We start from the raw sequence: 25,039 nt of genomic DNA on the forward strand, positions 1-25,039 counted from the left end.
ATTGCCTGAGAATGGACCTCAGGCGGTTCGCGTCAACATAGACATCCGTTCGTTCGGCTTGTGAGATGCCAGCTCTATAAGCGGCCTGTCCGCTGCGGCTAGCCTTGCCTATTTACTCGTTTAATCCAGTATCGGACCCATATTTCGGCTTCGCTCCCGAAAACTGCCATTCACGCGCGAACTGGGAATAGCGAGAGTTGGTCGGGATGCGCCCTTCGCTAAAGGTTCGGCGAGCAGTCGACGTTCGTAAGTTTGCTTCCGCTTTCTCGACGCGCGGGAAGGATGCGACGACAGGATACGGGTATAGCGCTGGGATATTGCTGCTCGAACATCTGCGCCGCTGATTTGAGGCAAGCTATAACAACTGGGATTTCAAATGATCCGTCGAAGCGGCACTTGGCATCCAGCCAGTAATTGCTTTGCCGTCTCGCGCAGCGATTGCGCCGCAAAGTCTGCCGGCGCCGATAAGTCAACGCGTCCCAGAGCGAGCATTTCAGGGCCGCCATGGACTCCATATCGATGTGCCTGGTTTGGCTCCGAACCGGGCACGTCAGGATACAGGAGCATGAGTCTTTCGCAGTGGTAGAGCCGCGCGTAAGCCATCATCTGGTAAACGTCTGATTGGCTCACGCCGCGTTTGGCATCTAGGGGATTGGTCGCCAGCCGCTTCCACTTGGTGTCGATGATCGCCAGAACCTCCCGTCCACGCTTCAGCTGTATGTCGGGAAACGTCGCAAAGTGCTTCCCTTCCGCCACTGCGTCGTCATTCCAGTCACCAAGGCACTTTCGGGCTCCACCTTGCGCTACGACCTCTATCCCACGAGCCCAAGAAGCACCCGCCAGCGCTCGGCGCAGAAGCGCGGCGACGGCGTCTTCGAAGAGCTTCTCCATCGGAAAAAGCAGCGTGATGCCATCGTGCGCATGGGTTTGATGCCGCGTGCTTTGCCATTCGCGCCGGACAAGCAGCCGGGCCAAGCGAAAGAGAGACTCCCAGCGGCGGCTGGTGCGGTCGATCTGGACCTTATGCCATGGCAGCGCCGAGACCGGCAAAAGACTGACATCAGCAAAAGCATAGCGCAGCTCGTCCAATAGGCGCTGTGTGGTGGGTGCGCGTGCCTGACCTCGCAAGAATACGACGCTTGCAGCCATGACTTGCATCAAGGGGATGTCCGAACTGAGCAGGTCGTACCGACATGCCAGCCGATCGGGACGAACGGCGTGGATGGTGAACTGGCGCGCAACGTCAAGACGTCCGCGCAAGACGGGGAGGTCTTCATCGCACTCGATGTACTGGCGCGGTAGGCCACGGCGCGTCTCTGCGAGAAGCCGGTCAGCAAAGAGGCGGATCAGGATCTCGAGCAGGCTTTCGGCCTGGTGCGCCATGGCGAGGACCCCGCCTTCACCTATACCTAGGTCGAGAGCGAGATCGAGCAGCGAGACCAACTGGCGCCTGACCGTTGGTGCATCCTCAGCGGGCGCCTCAGGGTCGACTTTGGGCAGTATCTCAAGGCTACATCCAGGCGCCGAGATGACGCCGACCATTTGCTTCGCCTTAAGGTAGTGCCGATGATCGGAAAGGATGCCCGCACCCTTCTCGCCACCAAGCGGATGGTCGCGCGCTGCGGCAACGAGAGCTTCAGCCTCTTTGATCGAGAAGCCTTTCGTACACCCCTTGGCGCTGACGGGAAGCTCACCCCATTCTGACACCGCTCGGTGCGTCATGCCAAATTGTCTTCTGGATCGCCTTCGTCGGTGTCGCCGGACTCAGCTTGGTCCGCCGGTGAGGGTTCATCGCCGGACAGGAGTCGAACGTATGCGTCCGTCGGGAACGAATCCGGATACGCTGGTTCATTCCAGCGGACGAAGTAGGTATCGAGCGGAGGGCGGCCGCTCATGCCGGGCGGCGGCTGGAGCTTGCGTGCACCAATGAAGCCGTCTCCAAGCACGGCACGGATTCGGCTCCAATCCTCGAAGAAATACTCCTGGAGGAGCGGGATCACCTTGTCGCGCATCACCGCGTCGACCGCTTCGCGTGAGGTGAGCCCCATGAAAAAGGCATGTCCAATCCGGTGCTCGCGATCGACGAGGTATTCGATGCGCTGGTTGATTACATTCAGGACGCGTTTCAGATCGATCCCGTCGACGGGCTTCAAGAGTGCAGGATCGGGCGCCATTTCTCGGAAGGTGAAGCGCCGCCGCAAGGCCGTATCGAGCAGCGCAATCGAGCGATCGGCGGTGTTCATGGTTCCGATAATGTGAAGGTTCGCTGGCACCCCGAATTCGGCCTTTGAGTAAGGCAGGCGCACGGTCAGCGCGTTAGGCTGGCCGAGGCGTTTGTCGGGCTCAAGCAGCGTGATGAGTTCGCCGAACACCTTGGAGATGTTTGCCCGATTGATCTCATCAATGATGAGGACATGCGGCAGAAGTGGTGGGTGCACCACTTGCGCGATGCCGCCATTGATGAGCCTATCGATGACGGCAAGGTTCAGCTCGCCAGGGTCGAGCCGACTGATCGTGTTGATCGGGAACTGGCGGTCCCGCAGCATCGATGTCGGGAGGCCTTCCGGATCGTGCCAGAGCCAATTGACCTTGCGGCGATGGTGGTAACCCGAAGTCTCGCGCGGGGCGTACTCGTAATCTCCGTCGACGATGCCGATGGCGCGAAATTTCGATCGGCCCCGCGAAACAACGATCACATCGCCCCGCTGGAGCACGTTGCGAAAGAGGTTGGTCGACTCCACCGCTCCATTACCCGCGTGGTACTTATCCTCGGGAAACCGCCGTTGCAGTTCGGCCAAGATCTCACCGGCATCTTCGAATTTGGGATCAGACCAATCAACATCTGCAAAACCAAAGATTGCACAGCCATCGGCGATAGATTGATCGAAGACCCATGCGGATCGGGGATCACTGGCATCGCCGAGCGACATGCGAAACATGGTCACGTCCTCGTCAACAAGCGGGGAGGCTGACGGCTCAATCGAGACCGACTTTGGTACGCCCGGGACTTGGGCCAAGGTCGCGATCTGCTTAAAGATGCCGTCGTGGGGTTCGAGCGAAAAGCCGCCGCCGGATGTCGAGACACCTTCGCCGAACCCTGTCACCGGCCGAAGCCCTTCGACAAAATCTTCATAGCCAAAGTTCTGGTGGAAGGTAACGAACGCGATCCGCTTAGCCTCGACCAAGGCGCGGTACCGCGCCATCAAGGCCATACGGCCCGCTGTGTCATCGGGGAAATCGACCTGGCCATCGCACAGACGCACTGCCTCGCGAGCAGTTGAATAGGTCTTGCCCGTGCCTGGTGGTCCATAGAGGATAAGGTTCGTTGGTTCTGCCATCGTAACCTGCTCTTGCTGGGCCTGTCCGGCGAAGTCCCACTTCGCCAAGAACCAAGCCATGTCTTGTTCGGCCCCGTTAAAAATGAAGGCGGCGAGCTGCTGCGCCATGTCGCTATCGCTGATTGGCAACCGCCAAATTGTGCTGTTGTGGGTGTAGAGCCACCATAGCCGAGCTTCCGGAAGAACGGTCCAATCCACGCCGACAGAAAGACCGTCAGTGCTCGCTCTGGTAACAACACCAGTGGCGCGAATGCGCATGGCTGTGACGGGCGTACCAAATGTTGGGAAGGGCGGGTTGCGCTGATTGGCGAGGAAATCGCGCATGACGATCCGATCGCCCGGCTGCATCTCGCGGACCATCCGATTGTTTTTGCTGCCGCTGTCATAGAGCAGGTGCCAGTCGCCTCGCTCGACAAAGCCTGCGAGGCCATCTTCTTTGCCCTCGAGCGCCGTAACAAGCCAGATTGGCGTATCGGCTACCTTCCGCCCCAGCTGAAAGCGGTACCGGACAGTTGAGCTGCGCTGCGGACCCTCGCGATTGATCAGGACAACGCCCGCTTCGTCCGCAAGGATCTTCCCGTCGAGAACCTGACACACATTTGGCATCGCGTTCTCGAGCCCCATCTCCCGGTGAACATCTCCGGACACTACCTCGACATAACTATCGCCTCGAGTCCGCGCCGGATCGATGTAAGCCTCGATAACGTGCTGCCGGATCTGGTCTGACATGCGAAGCGGCGGCGTGTAGATCTCTTCGCTTCCGACGATCTCGAAGCCCAGCTTGCGCAGGATCGTGTTGGCCCCTTGAGGCCCGTTACCGCCACTAAAGTCGGAACCGGGCTTTGTCTTACCGCCAGGCATGTGACGATGGGCAACGCCGACAATCGCTTTGGCGGGATAGCGATGGTCATTCTCGGGATGAGCCAGCCAGTAGTCGCGGGGCACGCCAAAGCCATAGAGCGTGAGAAAGTTCTCCAGGCCGAGGCTGTCGCATTCTTCCATAGCCGCAAGGACTGCATCGCGTGTCAGCCCTGCAACCGCGGCATTGGCAGGAGCAGTGGTGAGAGGCGGAGTAATCGCATAGCCAAGCTCTTCTAGCTTCGAGAATGCCTTGTCCTCGCCAAAGCCCTGATAAAAAGTCTGCGAAGTGAGGTCAGGGCCGTCGCTCAAATAGGAGATCGCGGCTGCCACGACAGCTTTAGCAGGATACCGGTCCGCTCCTGCCTCATCGAGGATCCAGCGACGCGGCTTACCGAAGCTGTGCGCAAGGAGGAACTCGTCAACGCCGAGCTCATCACACTCCTCGATCGCAGCTTCGATTTCCTCACGTGAGAGGCGATTTAGAAAGGCGTCGAGTTCGGGATTGGCAACCGCCTGCGATGCCACTTCGCCGGCAAGGAAGCGGCCGTAGCGTTTGAGCCAGCTTTGCCAGTAGGACAGGCGCCGATCGCCTGCATTGGACTCAGGTAAAAGCAATCGGAATTCTAAGCCGCCGCCTCGAGCGTCCGCACGCAGATCGCTGAGCTTCTCGAGGAGGCCTGCGAACTGATCTTGAGCGTAGATTTCTTCGAGCGTCTCGCCGCTGAAGCCCATTGCATCGAGATTGCGTTCAATACGCCGAAGCGAAGCAATGCGACCATCAATCGCCTTTTCCGACTGCGCGCCACCGGCCCGCAGCCATGCCGAAAACTCCGCTTCCCTCACGAACTGCCCTCCTCAGTCACCAAGGCCAATGTATTGACCAACCTCGGGCGGTCCACTGATATTGCGCCGAGTTGCATGTACCTCTGGTTCGTTGATTGGCGCGCCCGCTATAGAGCATTTCAAGTTCTTCCGTGTCTTGCTGTGACAATGCTTGTAGTCATGCGGGATCTGTCAAGGGGCGGAGAGTAAGAGGCGATCAATGACGGGCTAACCCAGCCTAAACCTCTCTTTCTCGATAGAGAAGGACGGTTTCGGGGTGTGTAGCATAATCTTGGTGACGAGCTCTTTGTCCGTCTCATCGCTTGCTTTTCAGGGTGGTTGCCGGTGCCAGAATATGTGGGCACATCTCAACCATGGACCGTGCATATATCTCTCTGCCCACAAAAGCTGTCGCCAACCTTAGCAACGCCGAACTATTCGGCCGCCTAGCCTCGCGCCTGCCATTCGCATTGGAGCCAGCGCAGCGCACTGCGTGGGAATACCAAATCGGTCACTTGCGGCAGCTCGCCCAAGGCTTGCCCGAGGCCCATGCTTTTTTGGAGTTCCTGATCCCGCGGATGGGCCGCCGGGCTGATTTAGTTCTGCTACATGGCGGCATCGTCTTCGTGATCGAGTATAAGCTTGGCGCCCGTCTGTACGACCGGTCGAGCTTCGATCAGGTCTACGGCTACGGTCTGGACCTCAAGCACTTTCATGAGAGCAGCCACGGTCTGCCGATCGTCCCGATCTTGGTTGCAACGCATGCGGCTAATGATGATGGCCGCAATCTCCAATGGGATGCTGATCGCCTTGCGCGCCCGCTCGGCGTCAATGCTGATGGCCTTCTTCCGGCCATACAACGCATCTGCCAAGAGCACACATCACCGCCGATCGACGCGACCGCCTGGGAGAATGGTCGCTATCGTCCCACACCAACGATCGTTGAAGCGGCGCAGGCGCTATACCGCGGCCATGCAGTCGAGGAGATCTCGCGGTCGGAAGCCGGTGCAGAGAATCTGACGCATACGGCAGACTACGTGGCGAGCGCGATCGAGGCGGCCAAACGCGATCGGCGCAAGATCATCTGCTTCATCACTGGCGTCCCTGGTTCTGGAAAAACGCTCGCTGGGCTCAACCTTGCGACCGCCAGACAGCGCGCCCACCGCGACGAGCATGCGGTGTTTCTTTCGGGAAATGGACCGCTGGTCGATGTGCTTAGCGAGGCGTTAGCGCTAGATGCGGTTGCAAGGGCGCGAGAAGCAGGCACGATCACGTCAAAAACCCAAGAGGATCGGCGGGCAGCCGCCTTCATTCAGAATATTCACCACTTCCGTGATGATGCTCTGGCAACGCGCAACGCCCCAGTCGAGAAGGTCGCGGTGTTCGATGAGGCCCAGCGGGCCTGGGACGTCGAGCAAACCTCAAAGTTCATGCAGCAGAAGAAGGGTCAACTCGGCTTTTCCATGTCCGAGCCCGAGTTTCTGCTCTCAGTCATGGATCGGCACGACGATTGGTGCGCGATCATCTGCCTTGTTGGCGGGGGCCAAGAGATCAATACCGGCGAGGCAGGCATTGAGGAATGGCTCAGAGCCTTGGAGCGCAGCTTCCGACATTGGCAGGCACACATCCCCGATAGCCTCGCCCATTCCTGCCATTTGGCTGACGAGGTGACCGCGCCGGCGCTGCACTTGGCAACTTCACTTCGGTCATTTCGCGCTGAGCGTCTATCGGATTTCGTCGGACACGTAATCGCTGGTGACTCTGCAGCGGCCCGGCAAGTCAAAGCAGCACTGAACAGCTTCCCGCTGCACATCACCCGGGATTTGGAGCAGGCCCGCCGGTGGCTTCGGCAGAAGCGGCGCGGAGCAGAACGCGCAGGGCTGCTGGCATCATCCAACGCAGCGCGCCTTAAGCCTCATGGCGTTTTCGTGAAGGCCAAAATTGAGCCTGCCAAGTGGTTCTTAGCCCCCAGCGATGATGTGCGTGCATCCGATGCTCTCGAGGATGCGGCGACGGAGTTTGATGTGCAGGGCCTGGAGCTTGATTGGACCTGCGTATGCTGGGACGCCAACTACCGGCGAGACGGCGATCAATGGCATGCGCTTCAGTTCAAGGGCACGCGGTGGCAGGCAGTGAACGATGAGGCGCGCAAAGCCTATGTAGCAAATGCATACCGCGTGCTTTTGACTCGCGGCCGCCAGGGTATGGTTGTGTTTGTGCCGGAAGGTTCAACCGAAGACGCAACTCGTGCGCGTGCGAACTATGACGCGATTTATGCTTTCCTGTCGGACTGCGGCTTTTCAGATCTGCCATCCTGAAAGGTTTGGTGTGCACAGCAATACTACCAGCCTAGCAGGTGAGCAGCGTGTACCGCCTGATAGCGTAACCATCGTTCAGTTGTCGGCAGGAGAGGTCGATGTGGTCAGCAGTGCACCTAGCAACAGTTCTGCCATATGAATCCGTATCGATCTTTCTGCACTCAACTGGTGCTGCTTGCAGAAGCTTCCTGAGGTGCTCTGTGCTTGCATAAGGATCACCAGGGGCACATCGACGTCCTGGCCGGCAATGGCCTGGCAGTTCCGGTGCGTCGATGCCTGCTAAGCGGATACGAACGCCATCGCAGCTAAAGGTGTCCCCATCGATCACGCTGGCTGTTCTGCAGTCAATGGTGGCCTGACCGGAACGATGGTCTAACGCCCAGAGTATGCCCGCCGCCGTAGAGAAGAAAAGTCCGAGGAAGACGAGCAGCTTGAGGTTACTGCCTCGTTTCTTCGGGCCTTTTCGGAATCGGACTACATCCCCCATGGTCTCTCTATTCCAGCGGCGGAAGCCTGTGACAACACCTTGTTCGCGCTGTAGCGCCGTGATTTGGCGGCAACCTTTGAGTGCCTATTGATTCTTCGCAGCTCTAGGTAGGGGTTCAACAGGGGCCACGACGCTTTGATGGCATGATGCTTTGGCTGGCTTCAAGCCAAACGGGTTTCTTCGACCGATCCGCTCCTCCTCTGAGTGGCACAAGATCAAGGGGGAATGTGATTGTGAAGAAGCGCAAGCCAAAAGAGAATTTCGGCAAGCTCCGATAAACAGAGATCGTGTTAGCATTAGGTGGAACAGTGGCGGATGTGTCTTTGCTAGCAGCCTGCCAGTTAACCGGTCGCGACGGAAGGACCGCACGGTCGTTGGTATTGTAAGGTGCCGAAAGCGGCAGATACCGACCAGATCTAGTCATAGACAACGTATAGGAGTGCGGCAGTTTTTGCCAGAAGCTGTCATAGCCGTGGTGGACCACACCGTATTGGGCGCATTCGCACAACGCCAGTTATTTGCAAAGTCATGGGTGGTCATTGGAAAGACTTAGCGCGAAGGATGTCAACGTGCGCTTTACCCGATGATTTTATTGAGATACATTCATAACTACTTGTGGTTCCGCCGCCTGGTGGAAAGGTCGCATTTGGACGAGGAGACTTGGTTCGGTTAGCGTCCCTCCGGCAAACTAGCGCCTCAAAATGTTGCCAAGGCTCCTACTTGCAACCGATACTGGGAGACCTCGCTGTCGCAGTAATTCCGCAGCAGCGAGGTCTCGTCACGATGTCAGTTCCGGTTCGTGGAGCGCGCTGGCGCGCTTTTCTTGGGTGCCGAGCTCTTTGCGGCGGCCTGCTGCTGCTTGATCTGGCTCTTGCCCATCGCCGAAACGAGCGCATTGCCCTCGCCCGAGAAATTGGCGGCTGGCAAAGTGGCCGTCGTACCATCGACCTTGACGAGGACGGCCTGAACCTCGCCATGCGTGTCCGCAATCACGCTGCGGACCTTGCCGAGGCGGTTCCCGTCAGGGCCAAGGACGCTCATGCCGCGGCTCACGGAAAAGGCGCCGTCGCCAGCCGCAGCCAGACTGCCTGCAGCGGCCAGATTGCCCGAAGCGCCGGACAGCAGACCACTGGCGCTGCCGCCCGCCGATCCGTTAGCCGCACCGCTTGTCGAGCCTGCAGTCTGCCGCGCTGACGAGCCGATCACACCGGCGCTGCCGCGTGCGGTCATGGCAGCATCGGACGCCGTGCTGCGGGCCGTATTAAGCGCGCCCGTGGCGGTCTGGATGAGGGCATCGGTGCCGATAAGCTGCGCATCCGCGCTGCCTGCGGCTCGGCCCGAGGCGCGCCCTGATCCGCTGGCCGACATGGTCTGCGCCGGTGTGGCAACCGCTTGCGCGACGGCACCGGTCAGACCGGCATTCGCGCTACGATCGGCATGGACTGTGCCGTTCTTCGAATTGACGTTTTGGCTGCCGGCGGTGCGGGCGCTGGACCGGGCGGTCGACCGCGTCGCGGTACCCACGGTATCGACGGGCGAGCGGACGCTGTCCATCGTTGAACCAAGGCTGCCGGGGCCTTGGAGGGTGCCGCCCAATGTGCCGCCCAGCGTGCCGCCAAGCGCGCCGCCGCCGCCAATCAGCTGGGCATGCGCAGGTACGATGGTGAGCAGCAGCGCGGTGGTCGATGCGAGAAGAATCTTCATGGCAATTCCCTTTCGTTCCGGTGCGGACACGATCACTTCGTGCCGCGTGCAAGGGGAACGGATGGAATTTCCGGTTTAATGCATCGACGCCGAAATTTTTTATCGGGTGCGGCGGCAAAGGCCGCAGACGAGCCCGCGGCCAAAGACGGGATCCGGTCCGCGGCGACCAAGATCACGCGCTTCACCGTCAAGCTCCGCCTGCCACCCCGCGCCCGCGTCGGACAAGGCATGCGCCGTCCGTACGGCGACCAGAGGCGCCGCGAACGACGTGCCGCGCACGGGCTTCCAGGCCCCGGCGGCATTGGCTGCGAGCATGTCGGCGCCCGGTGCGGCATAATCGAGATGCAGCGCCCGGCCTGCTTCGATCAACGCCCGATCGCGCCCATCGACCGCTGTCACCGCCAGCACGCCGGGATAGGATGCGGGAAACGATGGCGGCGCGGCCGGGCCATCGTTGCCAACGGCCGCCACCACCACGGCACCGCGTGTCTGGATTGCCTTGATCGCCCGCTCCAGCACCGGATTGCGCGGGCCGACAAGGCTGATCGAAACGACCCGCGCCTGCTGCGCGATCATCCAGCCGAGCGCCTGCGCGATCGCCATGGCGTTGCCGCCTGCCGGGTCGGTGCCATAGACATCAGCCGCGACGATGTTGGCTGCGCCCGCCTGCCGCAGCAACGAGACGACCGCGCTGCCGTGATCGCTGGCGAGCGGCGCGCCGCGGGCGAAGCCGCGCAGGGCCGAGACAGGTGCGGATGGCCCGGGTGCCCCGTCGATCATCCCGATCCGTGTCGACACCGCTGTCGTGGGCATCCCGGCCTTGCCGACAGGGCCCACCGCAGCAGTGCCGGATGCAAAGTAGAGCTGGTCTGCAGCAATGATCGCCCCCGGAAGCAGGCCGCGCAATTCCCGCTGCGCGTGGGCGAGCGACTGGCCTGCGGGAACCGCAAGGCGAACAACTGAGAGGCCAAGGTCGGGAACATCCTCGCGGGCGATGACCGTAAAGCCCGCCTGCAGCGCCCGCGCGATGGACGCATCATCGGCGCTTTCAAGGAGGAGCTCACTGCGCCGCGCGGGCTGTGCATCGGCATCGAACTCGATCGCATCGCGGTGATCGCGCACCAGCGCCTCCAACCGCAGGGTTCTGACCGAGGCAAGGCGTTGCACCGTATCGAGGCTCTCGCCCACCGTTCGATCGACCAGGCCGCCGAGCGTGCCTTTGACCTGGCCAAGTGTCTGGTCGATGCCAGGCAGGCCAAGTTGGGCTGCCGCCGGAGCGGCAGCCACGGCCAGCGTCAGGGATGCAAGCAAGCGCAGGTGCATAGTGGGGAAGCCTTGATTCTTTCGGCTGAACTGCGGATTAAACGAAGGGGGCCGGTCGTTACATCCATGAAAGGGCAGAAAGCTGGCCGAACGCTTCGAATCGCAGGTCCTGACGCTCCTGCCGCGCTTGCGGCGGTTTGCGGTGGGGTTGGCGCGCGATCAAGCCGATGGCGACGATCTGTGCCAGATGACCATCGAGCGCGCGCTCGTCCGCCGGGATCAGTGGCAGGAGGGGACGCGGCTCGACAGCTGGATGTTCAGGATCATGCGCAACATCTGGATTGACGAAACCCGTGCCCGTTCGCGCCGGTGGCAGACCTTCGTGGACGAGGAAAACGGCGCGGCCGAAGGTGCCAGCGGCGATCAGGAAGCTGTCGTCGAACTCGGCAACATCGACCGCGCGCTGGCCCGCCTTCCGGCGGAACAGCGCGAGGCGGTGCTGCTGGTGATGGTCGAGGGCTATTCCTACAAGGAAGCCGCCGAGATCGTCGGCTGCCCGGTCGGCACGCTCAACTCGCGCCTCGTGCGCGGCCGCGATGCTTTGCTCACTTTGCTTGGGACCACAGCATGACGATCACCCCCGAACAGCTTGCGGCCTATGCCGATGGCGAATTGCCGGAAGCGGAGGCACTGGCAATTGCCGAGCTCGTAGCGCAAGACGCGGATCTTGCGCGCAAGGTCGCACAGCACCGGGCGCTTCGGGAGCAGCTTTCCGCTCACTTTGCCCCGATCATGGATGCGCCGATCCCCGAGCGGCTGACGGCGGCATTGACGGCGCCGCAAGGGCAAGTGATCGATTTCGCCGCAGCGCGGAGTGAGCGGGCGAAGCGGCAAGCGGATGCTACTGCGCGTCAGCAGCAAGGTACCTGGCGGCGCTGGGCCTGGATCGCAGCTCCTGCTCTCGCGGCCTCGCTCGTTCTGGCTGTCGTGTTGCCAAGGCTCGGTGACCGGGAGGTTCCTTCCGCCACCGGTCCGGGGTATGCCTCGGGCCAGCTTGCGGAAGCGCTCGGCAGTCAACTGTCTGCAGACCCTTCCGGGACAGCATCGACGCGCATCCTGCTTAGCTTTCGGGACAGCACCGGCACGTACTGCCGCGCGTTCAGTGGCAAGGTCGAGGCCGGCATCGCCTGCCGCGATGACCGGGGCTGGCAACTGCGCAAAGTCATGGGCGCTGCTGCCGGTCAATCGAACGACTACCGGCAGGCGGGCAGCGCCGATGCCGCGTTAATGGCCATGGTGCAGGACATGGCGCCTGATGGTGCGCTGGATGCTGCGCAGGAGCAGGACGCAAAGGCGCGCGGCTGGCGCAAGGCGCAGAACTGATGGATTAAGCTGCGCACGGCGTTCGTTGTCGCCACGAAGACCCGGCCATCAAGGCCGCTATCTCGTGGAGGCAAGCATGCAAAAGCTCATCAATTTCAGCGTTCTGACCGTCGTCCTTGTTCTGCCCTTGGCCACGCCGGCAGAAGCGCGGGATGCTCGCAATCTATCGGCGTCGGGCCCTGAAGTGTCGGCGCGGCATGATAGCTCTGCCGAAGTCTTTGGCGGCGTCGATTACGAGCAGGGCACATACGGAACCGGCGCGAAGGTCGAAACCGCCTCGGCGAAGATTGGCGTCGGCCTGCGCAGGGGGCGTGTACGACTGGCGGCGGCCATACCTTACATCCGGACAACCGCTCCGGTCGACGTGGTCGTCAGCCAGGGCGGCCTGTTCGGAACCCCGCTGTTGGGCAGCAGCACCAGCCAGACGGTGCGGACCCGGCGCGAAGGGATTGGCGATGCGGCGATCGAAGCTGCATACGACCTGCCAGCGGCGGGTTTCATCGCCTCGATTGGCGCCGGGGTGAAGCTGCCGACTGCCTCGCGTACCAAGGGCCTTGGCACGGGCAAGGTCGACTATGCGGTGAATGCGCAAATCGCACGACCGCTGCGGGGCGGCATTACCCCGTTTGCGGCGGCGGGCTATACCTTTGTTGGCAAACCGGAAGGCTTCGCGGTGCGCAACACCTTCGCCGCCTCGGCCGGAACACGCGTCGCGCTTTCGTCGCGCGCCTCGGCGGTCGTCAGCTATTCCTACGAGCAATCCCCCGCGCGATCTCTCGCCGACCGGCAAAGCATCGGCCTTGGGGTCGGCGTTGGCATCGGGAAAAAGCTGCAACTGGGGCTGCAGGGTGATGCCGGGCTGAGCCGAGGCGCCCCCGATGTGAAACTGGGCCTGCGCCTAGGTGCCAGTTTCTAGGACCCTGGCGCCTGAATGCATCGCGCAGAGTGGAGGTGAAAAGTCACGAATGGCGCTCCGTTGAAACCGGCATTGGATGCGAGACCTCGCCGTGCACCTTCCGCAACCGCATCACCGAGCAGACGCCTTTGCTCCGCTGGAGCTAAAGATTTTCGGCATGCCCCAGGCTGTGTTGCCGAGTGACTTGTTGCTGCAGACAAGAACCCGCAGCCTTGAAGTTTCGGCTGCGGGTTCCCGCGGCGTTAGAGGCTCAATCAGGGCATCAGCACGGCATCGACGACGTGGATCACGCCGTTCGATTGCATGACATTGGCAATTGTCACCATGGCCTGACCGCCCTTTGCGTCGGTCAGCATGAGCATCTTGCCATGCATCGTAGCTGTCAGCGGTTCGCCCTGGACCGTTGTCAGCTTCGCGCGGCCGTGGCCGGCCTTGATCGCCTTGGCAATGTCACGGCTCGTCATGCGGCCAGCGACAACGTGATACGTAAGTACAGCAGTGAGCGTGCCCTTGTTTTCCGGCTTGAGCAGCGTTTCGACCGTGCCTTTAGGCAGCTTCGCAAACGCGGCGTTGGTCGGCGCGAACACCGTGAAGGGCCCGGAACCGGCGAGCGTCTCGACGAGGCCGGCGGCCTTGACGGCGGCAACCAGGGTTGTGTGGTCCTTCGAGTTGACCGCATTATCGACGATGGTCTTGGTGCTGTACATCGCTGCCCCTCCGACCATGGGGTTGGCCAGCGCCTCGCCGGCCATTGCAGTCAGCGGGGCGATAGCCAGAGCGGTGATCGCGGCGATCTTGTGGAACCTGCGCATACGCGGAATATCTCCTGTCATGTCACCACCGTTTGTTCGAGTGGCTCAGGACGTACGTTGTGCGAAGGCGCGCGGATGCGTTTTTTGCTTCAGCTCCCGCTGATTTTTCCGGTCCCGAGGATCGGGCCGGTGGGCAGGCCCGTGGGCGAGCCGCCGCGAGGCTCGAGCGAGATCGCGAAGGTGGATCCCCGTGCGATCAGGCGGCGGACGCTGGCGCGCGCCGGTCTCGTTGCGGGCTGTGCCGGATCGATCGTTCCGAGCGAGCGCGGCGTGCCATCGGCGGGGATGATCCACAGTTCTGCGGCGTGCTTGCCGACATCGAGCTTGCCGGGGGCAATCGTGAGATCGCCGGCCGTCTGGTTGTAGGCAATCGTCGCCACGACGCCGCTATCGCCGGCAATGCTGGCTCGGAGGACTGGTGCCGGGGCCAGACCGGCGGTCGGCGGAGCCCCTTGTGGCACGGGCACGGGGCGCAGCAGCAGAGTTGTGCCAAGCAGCCCTGCGACAACGGTTGCCGCCAGCGCCGCCGCGCGCCAGCGCCGCGCTTCGATGATGGCGGCATTGTCGTTACCCGGCAACATCGCCTCGATACGTTCCCACAGGTCCTCACTCGGCTCCACGCTGTCACCTGCCGACAGCGGCTCGAGGCGCTCGCGCCACCAGTCGACCCGCTCCGCAAGCGCGGAGTCGATGCCAAGCCGGCGGGCCGCCGCCTCGCGTTCCGGTTCGTCCAGAAGCCCCAGCGCGATCTCACCGGCCAGCAGATCGTCTTCATCGCTCATGACAGGCATGCCTTCAACTTGATCAGCGCGCGTCTGATCCGGCTCTTGACTGTGCCAAGTGGCATTCCGGAGCGCGTCGCAAGTTCGGCATAGGTTGCCTGCTGGAAGAACGCTGTGCGCACCAGCACAGCATCGGTTTTCACCAGTTCCTCGATGCAAGCCGTGATGTCATGGTCGCTTTCGGCTTCGAGCAACTGCTCAAGAGCGCCCGCGCTCTCGTCGGCGGGTTCGGAAATGCCTTCGATGGGAGTGGTAATCCGCCGCCCGTTTGCGCGCAGGCGATCGATTGCACGATTGCGGGCCAGAGCCGCCAGCCATGTGATCGGGCTGGCGCGCGCCGGATCGAACATCGCTGCCTTTTGCCAGACGGTGACATAGACCTCCTGCAGCACGTCCTCTGCTTCCTGGCGGTCCGCAGTAACCCGCAAGCAGACGCCGAGAAGCCGCGCGCAAGTTCTGCGATAGAGCTCGCGGAAAGCGAGCTTGTCACCGCCGGCAACGCGCTGGAGCGCAGCAATCAGGAAGGACTGCTCAGGGTCTGCAGACAAGGCAGTCATCGAACGACAACTAGCATTGCTATCCCTTTGATACAACTCGGCTACGCCCGGATCTTTCGGAATTCGCTCATTCCTGCACTTTGCCGATCAGCCGCAGAAGCTCGCACCGCCGTGAAGCGGGGTCATTTGCCTGAGGCGGCGCGAAGGTAGGTGATGATCGCCTCCCGATCACTTGCGCCGGGGACCACGAGGTACATCTTCGAGCCTTTGACCAGCTTTTGCGGGCCCTGCAGCCACTGGTCGAGGTTCGCCGCGTTCCAGATAATGCCCGATGCCTTGAGTGCTGGCGAGTAGCTGTAGCCGGGGGCGCTGCCTGCCGCTCTGCCTAATACCCCGCGATGCGCCGGGCCGATCCGGTTCGCATCGAGGCTGTGGCAAGTGGCACACCTCGCTTGATAGAGCTTCGCCCCGGGCAGGCTGTCGGCGGCCTCGGCAAGCGCGGGGGGCGCAAGTACAAGACCGCCGACAGTCGCCAGCGCGAGGGTCAGAGCGCGCTTGGCGATCATTTGTCGATGATATCGCGGTGCATCGGCGCGAGTGCGGCTATCAGCCGGTTCTGCGCGCGGAAGGGGATGTGGCGCTTGTTCATCGCGACCTGCAGTTCCTCGACGAGTCCGTAGAAGTTGCCCTCCTTCACGTTCATGCCGCGATGCGCCTCGGCCATAGTGCGGCCCGAATAGGTGCAGGGGCCATGCATGATCACGCAGAACTGCTCGACCAGCAGCGCCTTGATCTTCGTCTGATCCGCGGCCTCGAAGAAGGGCCGCGTCTTGGGGTTCTGCAGCCAGCGCGCCATGGCATCGTCCATCAGCGCGGTGAGTCCTTCCCGCCCGCCGAAGGTCTCGTAGAGATGTTCGTCGTCGGTGATCACGGGCACGGTGGGCGCGGTCGGCTTGATCGAGGGATCGCTCACGGCCGGTTCGGCAACGTTGTAATTCGGAGCTAGGTTCTCCTGCGCATAAGCGGCGGTCGAAGCGCCGAGGAGCAGCGCCAGCGAAAGAGTGGTCTTCAACATGTCAGTGTCCTTGATGAAAGCGGATCAGAAGCCGAGCTGAAGCGAGACATAGGCGCCGTTCTGGCGAGCTAACGCGATCTGCCCGAGCCGCGCATAGGCCGCGGTGATCGAGATGTTGCGGGTGGGCGCGTAGGCCACGAAGAAGTCGTATGCGTTCTCCTCGCGGAACGAGGTGCCGCCGAGCGCGCCTTCGAGCCGGTTGGACTTGGTGCGGAACTCTCCGCCAATCGCCAGCTTGCGGGTCAGCAGCACAGCGGCCGAACCCTCGAACTGGGCCTTGTAGGCCTGGTCCTTGCCGCCGAGCCCGCCGAAACCGAGAATGCCGTACTGGTTGGCCTTGGTAAGGCGCACCGTGGCGTTGAGCAGAAGGCTCTGCGAGAGGACGATCTTGGTCGCCGAGGCGTAGATGTCCACACCTTTGCGCTTCAGCCCGAGCGCGCCGCCGACCACGGTCTTGTCGTCGTTGATCTTGTACTGAACACCAACCGCGAACTGCGGCAGGATCGTGTCCTGATCGAGTACGGCATCACCAAACAACCGCAGCTTGGCACCAATGACAGTCTGGCTGATGGTATAGCGATTGCCGAGCCCGATCGCGGCCCCGACATCGCGCAGATTGAAGTTCTGCCGCGCGACCGAAAGCTCGAGCCGGTTGTAAAAGCTCACCGCACCGCCATAGGAGGCAAGGGTGAAATCCTGCGTATCGACGCCTGTAACAAAAGCGCTCGCGCCGATTTGGTTGCGCGTGGCGTAGCTGCCGATCAGCGCCCAGGGGACAATCCCGCCGCCGCCTGCGCCCTCAATTGTAGATACACCGCCCGTCAGCAACAAACGTCCGCCATTTGGCAGAAACGATCCGCGTCGTTCTGATGAGGGGCTTTGTATCGCTTCTGATCTAGCCTGCGGGGCTTCGGATGCAGCGGGATCTGCGGCGGGCATGTCTAAAGGTTCTGCTTCAGCCGCGGATACCGCTGCAGCTTGCGCAGTGGATAACGGGATAGTGCAAAGCACAATACCGGCGGAGATCGCTCGAGCGATCTTCGTCTGAACAATCAACATGATGAGTTATGCTCCCTTGCCCTGCCGGCTCGACAGTTGCCGGCTCTTCCCTGTGCATACGAAGAGGGCCTCTCTGCGGATGCATTGGAGCGGAAAGAAAATTCTTCTCAGAGGTCTGACATATGCGCCCACCCCCCTTTCCATCTGATTTGGTCACTGCGGGGTAATCGGCCTCGGGCCAAAACGATCAGGCAGCTCTAGCCATGAACGCGTATCCCGGACACAATCCACGGACATTCAGGCGTTGCCATAGGGTTGGTGACTGACAAGACTAAACTTGAGATTCCGCTGATCGATGAAAACCTGCTGTTCAAAACAGTGAATGGTCATGACCGCAAAGTTCTTGGAGTATCCTGCAGCAGCCGACCAGAGTAGGTCGTTCAGGTGAGCCAGCTTAGACGTCTGCTTCTGACCGAAGCCGACTATCGCGCGCGCTGCAGCGGTCCGATAGCAAAGCGTCCCATGCGATCAGCGCTCACGCTAACCATCGCCGTTAGCGGCGAGCGAGCATCCTGCCATATGCAACTGCAATGTTGAAGGCATCGGCCAAGTGAGCCGCCCGCCAGCCCGTTCCATCACTGCTGAAGCAATGGCAAGCCCAAGGCCTGAGCCGGGCGAGTGCTCCCCTTTGGCGAAGCGACTGCGCATCCGGTTCCGCTCGGCTTCTGTGACACCGGCCCCTTCATCATGCACGGTGATGACAAGCTCCTTACCGTCCGCGAATACCGACAGGGAAACGGTTCCCTGCCCATGGTGCAACGCGTTACTGACGAGATTGCGCAAAGCTTCATCGAGGTCCGGCACATTCACCGGAGCCGCGAACTCGGCATCAACGGTGACTGTGCGCCCCATCTTGTCAGCCAGCGGCAGAAACTCGGCGGCAATCTGCCGGGCCAGACGGGACGCATCGACAAGCGGCCTGCAATCATCAGGCTGGCCGGGTGTATCCAGCCGGGCCATGGCGAGCACCTGGGCGATGGACCGTTGCATGCGGTCCAGATCGCCAGCCAGACCCGCCACATCGATGCTGGCACCGTCTTGCCACTGGTCTATCCGCAGATTCGCAAGCGCCAGTGGGGTGCGAAGCGCATGGGCTGCGTCGGCCGCCAACCGCCGCTCGTTCAGATAGGCACCGGCGAGGCGATCAAGCGCCTGGTTTGTGGCGGCTACGAAGGGCTGGATTTCCTTCGGCAGTCCTTCCTCGCAAAGTCTCCTGTCCGGTTGGTCAGGCCCGATCTCTTGCAATGCGGAAACGGCAGTGGAGAGCGGCTTGAGGCTCCAGCCGGCCACCAGCACGCCCACCAGCGGAGCAATCACGGCGAACGGCAGGAGAACGAGCAGCAGTTCGGCATACTCAATATGGGCTGGATCGACGTTTCCGCCCTGTTCAAGTTCATTCAATTCAAGGGCAACGAAACCGAGTGTAGTCACGGCCGCCACGACGATAATGGCCGCGATAGAGAAACCGATGCGGCTCCTGAGCGAGGCCATCACGCCCCCTTACCCAGCACCAGACGCCAACCGATGCCGCGCCGGCTTTCGATCCCACAGCCACCAGCCGCAAGCCGCCGACGCAGCCGTGAGACGATAGCCTCCAGCGCATTTGGGCTCACAGCTTCATCAAGCGTGTAGAGCCGGTCCTGCACCATATCGCGCACGACGACATTGGGCGCGGATTCCATAAGAAGCTGAAGGAGGGCGAACTCGCGTCGTCCAAGATCGAGTGGTGCATCGCCGAGCCAGGCCTGCCTGCTTGCTGGGTCCAGCCGCAACAGGCCGTGCACCAGAACCGGGGGCACGCGCTGACCGGGGCGGCGCAGCAGTGCGCGCAGCCGCGCGGCCAATTCATCGAGATCATAGGGTTTCACGATGTAGTCATCAGCGCCGGCATCAAGGCCGGCAATGCGGTCCTCGACATCGCCATAGGCCGTGGCGACCAAGGATGGCACACCGTGCCGTGCCAGCTCCGGGAGCAAAGAAAGACCCTCGCCATCTGGCAGGCGGCGATCAACGATGGCTGCATCGAGGCGCACGACGCCCAGACAATCGCGCGCAGTAGCCAGCGAGCCAGCCGAATCGACGACGAAACCGCGTCGCCGCAAGCCCTCTGCGGCCATCACGCGCAAATCCGTTTCATCTTCGATCAGCAGGATATGCATGGATGCAGCGATACCAGTTGATGGGCACTGCGCCCAGCACGTCAGTGTCATGTCAGTCTTGTTTGCTAGGCGGTGCAAATGCCCCTTCGTTCACACGCTTCGCTGTTTGCGTTCATCCTTGCCTGCGGCTTATCGGCGTGCGGGGCCGCGCCTGCGGACAAACCGAAACCACCCGCCACAGTGGAAGCTATTGGCCACGAAACCGAACTCGTGCGCGTGACACTGACGGCAGAGGCTGTGCAGCGGCTTGGTTTGGCAACCGAAGCCATTGGCACCGGCCAGCAGGCCACTCTCTCGCGCACCGTGCCCGGCGAGATCGTTGCCGCGCCGCGTGGCGGCGGTCTGCCTGTGGCAGCCGGACCCGATCTGACGGCGCTGGCAGGATTGCAGGCGCGCGCTGATGCTGATGCGCAGCGCGCGATGGCCGATCTGAAGCTGGCCGAGGCCAATCTGCGGCGCGCCAGCGGCCTTGTGGACGCAGAAGCGGGCAGCATCCGCGCACGCGATGAGGCGACGCAGCAGGTCTCTGCCGCCAAGGCTGCGCTGGCTGGCGCGACCGGGCAGAGGCGGGCGCTGGGGCCAGCCGTAGCGGGCTTGGCCGATGGCGGGGCACTATGGGTGCGCGCACAGGTGCCAGCTGCAGATCTGGCGCGGCTTGATCGCGGGGCCCCCGTTTCCGTCAGGCCGGTGGGCGGCACTGGCGGCATCATGGCAAGGCCCGTGCGTGGGCCAGCCACGGCCACGCCCGGCGCGGCCACCGTTGATCTCTACTATGCTCCGGCAATGCGGGCCGACCTCAGGGTGGGCGAACGGGTGCTCGTCGATCTGCCTGAGCAGACTGGTTCCGGAGCGGCTGCGCTGGATGTGCCCGCCTCTGCGATTCTTACCGACATCAACGGCGGCGAATGGGTCTATGTCGAGACTGCGCCGCGCCAGTATGAACGACGGCGGGTGGAAGTTGCCCGCATCATAGGCGGGCGGGCCACGCTGGCGCGGGGCCTTGCTTCTGGCGTTCGGGTCGTAACGGCCGGGGCTGCGGAACTGTTCGGCACCGAGTTCGGCACCAAGTGATGCTGGCGGCGCTGATCGGATCGTCGCTGCGCCAGCGAGCGCTGGTGCTGGCACTGGCGGCAGTGCTAACGGTGCTGGGCGTGCGCTCCGCCATGAGCGCCAAGTTCGATGTCTTTCCGGAGTTCGCGCCGCCCATCGTCGAGGTGCAGACCGAGGCACCGGGGCTGGCGACCGAGGACGTGGAGGCGCTGGTCACCGTGCCCATCGAAACGGCGGTAAACGGGGTGCCGGGCCTGGCCACGCTGCGCTCCAAGTCGGTGCTGGGCCTCTCGTCGGTGGTGCTGGTGATGGACCGCGCCGCCGATCCGGTCCGCACACGCCAGATGGTGCAGGAGCGGCTAGCAACGGTTATCCCGCGCCTGCCCGCAGCGGTGCGCCCGCCGGTCATGCTCGCGCCGCTATCCGCCACCAGCCGCGCGATGAAGATCGGCCTGTGGTCCGACAAACTCGATCAGATGACGATGACCGAAATGGCGCGCTGGACGATCCGCCCGCGCCTCATGGCCGTTCCCGGCGTCGCCAATGTCGCGATGTGGGGCGCGCGCGACCGGCAGTTGCAGGTTCTGGTCGATCCTGTGCGGCTTGCGGCTGCCGGGGTGACGGTGGCCGATGTGCAGCGCGCAGCGGGCGATGCCGTGGTGATTGCAGGCGGCGGTTTTGTCGACAGCCCCAACCAGCGGCTGGCTGTGCGGCAGGTGGTCGGCGTCAAGACCGGTAGCGATTTGGCGAGCGCCGTCATCCGCACGGTTGGCGGCACGCCGGTACGCATCGGGGATGTCGCCAAGGTCACCGAAGGCTTTGCCCAGCCCATCGGCGATGCGATCATCAATGGCCGCCCCGGTCTGCTGCTGATCGTGGAGAAGCAGCTCGGTGCCAACACGCTGGAAGTGACGCGCGGCATCGACAAGGCATTGGCCGAACTGCGGCCCGGCCTCAAGGGCATGAACGTAGACGGCACCATTTTCCGCCCTGCGACCTTCATCGAACGCGCGCTGGCCAATCTGGGTGAGGCGATGGGCATCGGCATCGTACTTGTGGCGGCGGTGCTGATCCTGTTCACCCGCAATTGGCGCACTGCGCTGATCAGCATGACCGCGATCCCCCTATCGCTGGTGGGGGCCGTGCTGGCGCTCACTGCCTTCGGTGTCGGCATGAACACCATGGTGATCGCCGGGCTGGTGATCGCGCTGGGCGAAATCGTCGACGATGCGATTATCGATGTCGAGAACATCGGGCGGCGGCTCCGGCTCGAAGCAGCGCGAGAACAGCCGCGCTTGCCGTTCGCCGTGGTGCTGGCGGCCAGCCTGGAAGTGCGCAGCGCGGTGGTGTTTGCCAGCGCCATTGTCATGCTGGTGTTCCTGCCGGTGTTCTTCCTTGGCGGAGTCTCGGGCAGCTTCTTCCGCCCGCTCGCATTGGCCTATATCGCAGCTATCGCAGCCTCGCTTCTGGTGGCTTTGACGGTCACCCCGGCGATGTGCCTCATGCTGCTGCCGGGCGCGGCGGAGCGGGCCGAACCGCGCTGGGTCATCGGCCTGCGCGCGCGCTATGCCCGCGTGCTCGAACGGTTGGCCCCTCGGAGCGGCATCGCAGTCGCCGTTGTCGCGGGTGGTATTCTCCTGTCGGTCGCCGGAATGGGCCTGCTGCGCCAGCAGTTTCTGCCCGATTTCCGCGAAACCGATTTCCTGATGCACTTCGTCGAAAAGCCCGGCACGTCAATCGAAGCGATGGACCGGATCACCATCCGCGCGTCGAAGGAACTCACCGCGATCCCCGGCGTGCGCAACTTCGGCTCGCACATCGGCCGGGCCGAGCAGGGCGATGAAGTCTACGGCCCCAACTTCACCGAACTGTGGATCAGCCTCGATGAAACCGCCGATCACGATGCAGCGGTAAAGCGCATCGAAACCGCCATCGCCGGATACCCCGGCCTGCAGCGCGATGTGCTGACGTACTTGCGCGAACGCATCAAGGAAGTGCTGACTGGCGCGGGCGCGACCGTGGTGGTGCGGCTTTATGGTCCCGATCTGGCCGAGCTGCGCAGCCTTGCCGAAAAGGTGCGCGGCGCGCTCGATGGCACCGAGGGCATCAAGGACCTGAAAGTGGAGCAGCAAAGCCTGATCCCGCAGATCCAGATTGCGCCGAGGCCGGATGTTCTGGCGCTGGCCGGTGTGACCGCAGGCGATGTGCGCCGCACGGCGGCCACGCTGATCGGCGGTACGAGGGTCGGCGAGATCTACCGCGACCAGAAGAGCTTCGATGTCGCGGTCTGGGCCGTGCCGGAGGCCCGCAGCGATCTTGGCGCGCTCCGGCGGCTAATCGTTCCCAGCCAGACGGGATCGGCACTTCGTCTCGGCGATCTGGCGCGCGTCGGCGTGGCTCCAGCGGCGGGCGAAATCAAGCGCGAGGCAGGTTCGCGGCGCATCGATGTGACCCTCAATATCAAGGACGGAGCCGATCTCGCCAGCGTAGCGCAGGCCGTCGAGCGCAAGGTGAGAGCCATGCCCATGCCCGCCGGATACTATCCCCAGTTTCTCGGCGAGTGGAAGACATTGCAGGAATCGAAGGCGCAGCTGGGCTGGCTCTCGCTTGTTTGCCTCGTCGGCATTCTGTTCCTCGTCTGGCTGGAGTTCCGTTCAGGGCGAATTGTCGCGCTCGTCGCGCTCAGCCTGCCCTTCGCGCTGGTCGGCGGCGTCGCGGCAGCGGCGCTGGGAGGCGGGGTGCTCTCGATGGGCGCATTGGTCGGGTTCGTTACCGTGCTGGGTATCTCTGCACGCAACGGCATCATGCTGCTCAGCCATTTCCGCCATCTGGAGCGCGAGGAGGATCAGCCCTTCGGCCTTGCGCTGGTGCAGCGGGGCGCCGCCGAACGGCTGGTGCCGATCCTGATGACCGCAGGCACGGCGGCGCTGGCGCTGCTCCCGCTGGTGGTGCGCGGCAACGTGCCCGGCCACGAGATCGAATACCCCATGGCGCTCGTGATCCTGGGCGGGCTGGTAAGCTCCACCGTGCTCAACCTCATCTGGATGCCCGCACTTTATCTGCGCTTCGGCAATGGGCATCTGCGCTTCGGCAAGGGGCAGCAGGCATGAAGCGCGCGCTGGTCATGACGCTGATCCTGGCAGGATGCATGGCGAAATCACCGCCGCCCGCAGCCCCGTCACCGCCGCCTGCCGCAACCGCGCCGTTTGTGGGTGCGGCAAACGCTGCACCGCTGCCGGGCGAATGGTGGCGGCTCTACGGCGATGCGGCGCTGAACGAGCACGTCGCCCGCGCCCTTGCCGCCAACCCCGATGTGCGCCTGGCGGTTGCAAACCTCGATGCAGCGCGCGCCAATTCCCGGCTGGCCGGCGCGGCCCGCACGCCGGACGTGGTGCTGGAAAGCGGAGCCAGCCCGACGACACGCGGAGCCAACCAGCCGAGCACCACCGGCGTACCCAAATCGAGCTACGAACTCGGCGCGGAAGCAGTCTGGGAGGCCGATCTTTTCGGCCGCCTCCGCAATCAATCGTCAGCCGCCAGTGCCGATGCCGAGGCGGCAGCGGCAGCTCGTGATGGCGTGCGTCTGGCGGTAGCGGCCGATGTGGTCGGGGCATGGCTCGATCTTTGCTGGGCCGGGGAACTTTCCCGTGTAGCGACGCGCCAGATTGCGACCCAGCGCGCGCTGGCGGATACCGTATCGCGCCAGATGAAGGTCGGCGAGGTGTCCCCGTTGGAACTGGCACAGGCCCGCCAATTGCTGGGCAGGCTGGAGGCTGGCCTGCCCACCTTCGAGGCTGACGCGCAGCGCGCCCGCTATCTCCTCGCCAATCTGGAGGGCCTGCCGCCTGCCGAAGCTGAAAAGTTCCAGTGTGAGCACCCCCCTTCACTGGAGGCCGTTTTGCCCGTCGGCGATGGCGCAGGCCTGCTCGCCCGCCGCCCTGATATCCGCGAGGCAGAGCGACGGCTCGCGGCCGCTGGCGCGCGGGTGAAAGTTGCGAAAGCCGAGATGTACCCCCGCGTGACGCTCGGCGCATCGGGCGGCCTCATCCGCGGCTCGCTGGATGCTTTCATCACGCCGCTGATCAGCTGGTCGTTCATCAATCCTGCCCGCATCAAGGCCCGAATCGCACTGGCCGAGGCCAATCAGGAAGGCGCGCTCGCCCAATACGACGCCGCATGGCTCAGGGCCTTGCGCGAAGTGGAAACGGCACTGGCAGATGCGGATGCCGAACGTCGCGCCAACCAGTCGTTTGCAGCCGCCTTGGTGGACGCACAGACCGCCGCGCGCCGAGCCGAAGCGCGCGTCAGCCTCGGCGATGCAAATCCGCTTGTTGCTCTTGACGCCCGCCGCACGGCTTACGAGACCGAACTCCTCGGCACACTCGCGGGCCGCCGCCTTGCCCAACGGCAAGTCTTCCTGTTTCGCAGTCTCGGCGGTGGTTGGGAGGACGCAGCAGCCTCTCGTTGAGCGGGCGACCTTGAAGACTTGAGCCTGCGGAGTAGCTACAAGGCA

20 protein-coding genes are annotated in these 25,039 nt (G+C 63.0%); 7 read left to right on the top strand and 13 right to left on the bottom strand.

Going from position 1 to position 25,039, the window contains the following annotated elements:
* Positions 1-372 precede the first annotated feature (372 nt).
* Together NDB2M1_RS19370 and NDB2M1_RS23220 are read right to left on the bottom strand one after the other, a co-directional pair.
* On the bottom strand, positions 373-1,722 hold the full coding sequence (locus NDB2M1_RS19370; protein WP_072384413.1) for an McrC family protein: 1,350 nt from the start codon (positions 1,720-1,722) through the stop codon (positions 373-375).
* Positions 1,719-5,042: a ScoMcrA-related endonuclease gene (locus tag NDB2M1_RS23220; RefSeq protein ID WP_072384414.1), complete on the bottom strand. Its 3,324-nt coding sequence runs from the start codon at positions 5,040-5,042 to the stop codon at positions 1,719-1,721. The genes NDB2M1_RS19370 and NDB2M1_RS23220 overlap by 4 nt, the downstream gene beginning before the upstream one ends.
* Positions 5,043-5,395: 353 nt before the next feature.
* Here NDB2M1_RS23220 and NDB2M1_RS19380 point away from each other — a divergent pair, with 353 nt between their 5' ends.
* On the top strand, positions 5,396-7,339 hold the full coding sequence (locus tag NDB2M1_RS19380) for a DUF2075 domain-containing protein (protein ID WP_072384415.1): 1,944 nt from the start codon (positions 5,396-5,398) through the stop codon (positions 7,337-7,339).
* A 31-nt stretch (positions 7,340-7,370) separates the two neighbouring features.
* Here NDB2M1_RS19380 and NDB2M1_RS19385 read toward each other — a convergent pair whose 3' ends face one another.
* The 3 genes from NDB2M1_RS19385 to NDB2M1_RS19395 form a co-directional block, all read right to left on the bottom strand.
* Positions 7,371-7,826 carry a thermonuclease family protein gene (locus NDB2M1_RS19385; RefSeq protein WP_083554990.1) on the bottom strand — a complete coding sequence of 152 codons (456 nt, stop codon included), beginning with the start codon at positions 7,824-7,826 and terminating at the stop codon, positions 7,371-7,373.
* A 786-nt stretch (positions 7,827-8,612) separates the two neighbouring features.
* Positions 8,613-9,530, bottom strand: a complete 918-nt coding sequence (locus NDB2M1_RS19390; protein WP_072384416.1) for a hypothetical protein — start codon at positions 9,528-9,530, stop codon at positions 8,613-8,615.
* A gap of 99 nt (positions 9,531-9,629) precedes the next feature.
* A complete protein-coding gene (locus NDB2M1_RS19395; RefSeq protein WP_253185958.1) occupies positions 9,630-10,817 on the bottom strand; it encodes a S8 family serine peptidase in 1,188 nt (395 codons plus the stop codon).
* Between the two features lie 184 nt (positions 10,818-11,001).
* Between NDB2M1_RS19395 and NDB2M1_RS19400 the strand changes: the two genes are divergently transcribed.
* The 3 genes from NDB2M1_RS19400 to NDB2M1_RS19410 all read left to right on the top strand — a co-directional run bounded on the left by NDB2M1_RS19400 (position 11,002) and on the right by NDB2M1_RS19410 (position 13,092).
* Complete coding sequence (locus NDB2M1_RS19400) at positions 11,002-11,424, top strand: RNA polymerase sigma factor (RefSeq protein ID WP_253185959.1); 423 nt, start codon at positions 11,002-11,004, stop codon at positions 11,422-11,424.
* Positions 11,421-12,176, top strand: coding sequence for an anti-sigma factor family protein (locus NDB2M1_RS19405; RefSeq protein WP_072384419.1), 756 nt, complete (start codon positions 11,421-11,423; stop codon positions 12,174-12,176). Before NDB2M1_RS19400 ends, NDB2M1_RS19405 begins: the two co-directional genes overlap by 4 nt.
* 76 nt (positions 12,177-12,252) lie before the next feature.
* Complete coding sequence (locus NDB2M1_RS19410; RefSeq protein WP_072384697.1) at positions 12,253-13,092, top strand: transporter; 840 nt, start codon at positions 12,253-12,255, stop codon at positions 13,090-13,092.
* A gap of 254 nt (positions 13,093-13,346) precedes the next feature.
* On the opposite strand, the gene NDB2M1_RS19415 is transcribed toward NDB2M1_RS19410, so the two are convergent.
* The 8 genes from NDB2M1_RS19415 to NDB2M1_RS19450 form a co-directional block, all read right to left on the bottom strand.
* Entirely contained in the window at positions 13,347-13,904 is a 558-nt protein-coding gene (locus NDB2M1_RS19415; protein WP_072384420.1) for a fasciclin domain-containing protein, read from the bottom strand.
* Positions 13,905-13,993: 89 nt separating this feature from the next.
* Positions 13,994-14,686, bottom strand: a complete 693-nt coding sequence (locus NDB2M1_RS19420; RefSeq protein WP_072384421.1) for an anti-sigma factor — start codon at positions 14,684-14,686, stop codon at positions 13,994-13,996.
* Positions 14,683-15,243 carry a sigma-70 family RNA polymerase sigma factor gene (locus tag NDB2M1_RS19425; protein ID WP_072384422.1) on the bottom strand — a complete coding sequence of 187 codons (561 nt, stop codon included), beginning with the start codon at positions 15,241-15,243 and terminating at the stop codon, positions 14,683-14,685. The genes NDB2M1_RS19420 and NDB2M1_RS19425 overlap by 4 nt, the downstream gene beginning before the upstream one ends.
* A gap of 122 nt (positions 15,244-15,365) precedes the next feature.
* Entirely contained in the window at positions 15,366-15,749 is a 384-nt protein-coding gene (locus NDB2M1_RS19430) for a c-type cytochrome (protein WP_072384423.1), read from the bottom strand.
* Positions 15,746-16,258 (bottom strand): group I truncated hemoglobin, encoded by a 513-nt coding sequence (locus NDB2M1_RS19435; protein ID WP_072384424.1) that lies wholly within the window; start codon positions 16,256-16,258, stop codon positions 15,746-15,748. The genes NDB2M1_RS19430 and NDB2M1_RS19435 overlap by 4 nt, the downstream gene beginning before the upstream one ends.
* 24 nt (positions 16,259-16,282) lie before the next feature.
* Positions 16,283-17,086, bottom strand: a complete 804-nt coding sequence (locus tag NDB2M1_RS19440) for a DUF3034 family protein (protein WP_253185960.1) — start codon at positions 17,084-17,086, stop codon at positions 16,283-16,285.
* Positions 17,087-17,797: 711 nt separating this feature from the next.
* Positions 17,798-18,808: a sensor histidine kinase gene (locus tag NDB2M1_RS19445; RefSeq protein WP_072384426.1), complete on the bottom strand. Its 1,011-nt coding sequence runs from the start codon at positions 18,806-18,808 to the stop codon at positions 17,798-17,800.
* Positions 18,808-19,476, bottom strand: coding sequence for a response regulator (locus NDB2M1_RS19450; RefSeq protein ID WP_072384427.1), 669 nt, complete (start codon positions 19,474-19,476; stop codon positions 18,808-18,810). Before NDB2M1_RS19450 ends, NDB2M1_RS19445 begins: the two co-directional genes overlap by 1 nt.
* A gap of 78 nt (positions 19,477-19,554) precedes the next feature.
* Between NDB2M1_RS19450 and NDB2M1_RS19455 the strand changes: the two genes are divergently transcribed.
* The 3 genes from NDB2M1_RS19455 to NDB2M1_RS19465 are packed head-to-tail and all read left to right on the top strand — an operon-like array spanning position 19,555 to position 24,994.
* Complete coding sequence (locus NDB2M1_RS19455; protein ID WP_072384428.1) at positions 19,555-20,547, top strand: efflux RND transporter periplasmic adaptor subunit; 993 nt, start codon at positions 19,555-19,557, stop codon at positions 20,545-20,547.
* The gene (locus NDB2M1_RS19460) at positions 20,547-23,636 is read left to right on the top strand and encodes an efflux RND transporter permease subunit (protein ID WP_072384429.1); all 3,090 of its coding nucleotides are present in this window, start codon (positions 20,547-20,549) and stop codon (positions 23,634-23,636) included. The genes NDB2M1_RS19455 and NDB2M1_RS19460 overlap by 1 nt, the downstream gene beginning before the upstream one ends.
* Positions 23,633-24,994, top strand: a complete 1,362-nt coding sequence (locus NDB2M1_RS19465; protein WP_072384430.1) for an efflux transporter outer membrane subunit — start codon at positions 23,633-23,635, stop codon at positions 24,992-24,994. The genes NDB2M1_RS19460 and NDB2M1_RS19465 overlap by 4 nt, the downstream gene beginning before the upstream one ends.
* Positions 24,995-25,039 lie beyond the last annotated feature (45 nt).

This window comes from Novosphingobium sp. NDB2Meth1 (assembly GCF_900117425.1).
Classification (GTDB): domain Bacteria; phylum Pseudomonadota; class Alphaproteobacteria; order Sphingomonadales; family Sphingomonadaceae; genus Novosphingobium.

Excerpts from the sequence above, each read along its gene's own strand:
- NDB2M1_RS19455 (WP_072384428.1), top strand. The coding sequence starts at position 19,555 with ATGCCCCTTCGTTCACACGCTTCGCTGTTTGCGTTCATCCTTGCCTGC.
- NDB2M1_RS19450 (WP_072384427.1), bottom strand. The coding sequence starts at position 19,476 with ATGCATATCCTGCTGATCGAAGATGAAACGGATTTGCGCGTGATGGCC.
- NDB2M1_RS19410 (WP_072384697.1), top strand. The coding sequence starts at position 12,253 with ATGCAAAAGCTCATCAATTTCAGCGTTCTGACCGTCGTCCTTGTTCTG.
- NDB2M1_RS19405 (WP_072384419.1), top strand. The coding sequence starts at position 11,421 with ATGACGATCACCCCCGAACAGCTTGCGGCCTATGCCGATGGCGAATTG.
- NDB2M1_RS19435 (WP_072384424.1), bottom strand. The coding sequence starts at position 16,258 with ATGTTGAAGACCACTCTTTCGCTGGCGCTGCTCCTCGGCGCTTCGACC.
- NDB2M1_RS19425 (WP_072384422.1), bottom strand. The coding sequence starts at position 15,243 with ATGACTGCCTTGTCTGCAGACCCTGAGCAGTCCTTCCTGATTGCTGCG.
- NDB2M1_RS19370 (WP_072384413.1), bottom strand. The coding sequence starts at position 1,722 with ATGACGCACCGAGCGGTGTCAGAATGGGGTGAGCTTCCCGTCAGCGCC.
- NDB2M1_RS19460 (WP_072384429.1), top strand. The coding sequence starts at position 20,547 with ATGCTGGCGGCGCTGATCGGATCGTCGCTGCGCCAGCGAGCGCTGGTG.
- NDB2M1_RS19390 (WP_072384416.1), bottom strand. The coding sequence starts at position 9,530 with ATGAAGATTCTTCTCGCATCGACCACCGCGCTGCTGCTCACCATCGTA.
- NDB2M1_RS19430 (WP_072384423.1), bottom strand. The coding sequence starts at position 15,749 with ATGATCGCCAAGCGCGCTCTGACCCTCGCGCTGGCGACTGTCGGCGGT.
- NDB2M1_RS19445 (WP_072384426.1), bottom strand. The coding sequence starts at position 18,808 with ATGGCCTCGCTCAGGAGCCGCATCGGTTTCTCTATCGCGGCCATTATC.
- NDB2M1_RS19420 (WP_072384421.1), bottom strand. The coding sequence starts at position 14,686 with ATGAGCGATGAAGACGATCTGCTGGCCGGTGAGATCGCGCTGGGGCTT.
- NDB2M1_RS19415 (WP_072384420.1), bottom strand. The coding sequence starts at position 13,904 with ATGCGCAGGTTCCACAAGATCGCCGCGATCACCGCTCTGGCTATCGCC.
- NDB2M1_RS19385 (WP_083554990.1), bottom strand. The coding sequence starts at position 7,826 with ATGGGGGATGTAGTCCGATTCCGAAAAGGCCCGAAGAAACGAGGCAGT.
- NDB2M1_RS19465 (WP_072384430.1), top strand. The coding sequence starts at position 23,633 with ATGAAGCGCGCGCTGGTCATGACGCTGATCCTGGCAGGATGCATGGCG.
- NDB2M1_RS19380 (WP_072384415.1), top strand. The coding sequence starts at position 5,396 with ATGGACCGTGCATATATCTCTCTGCCCACAAAAGCTGTCGCCAACCTT.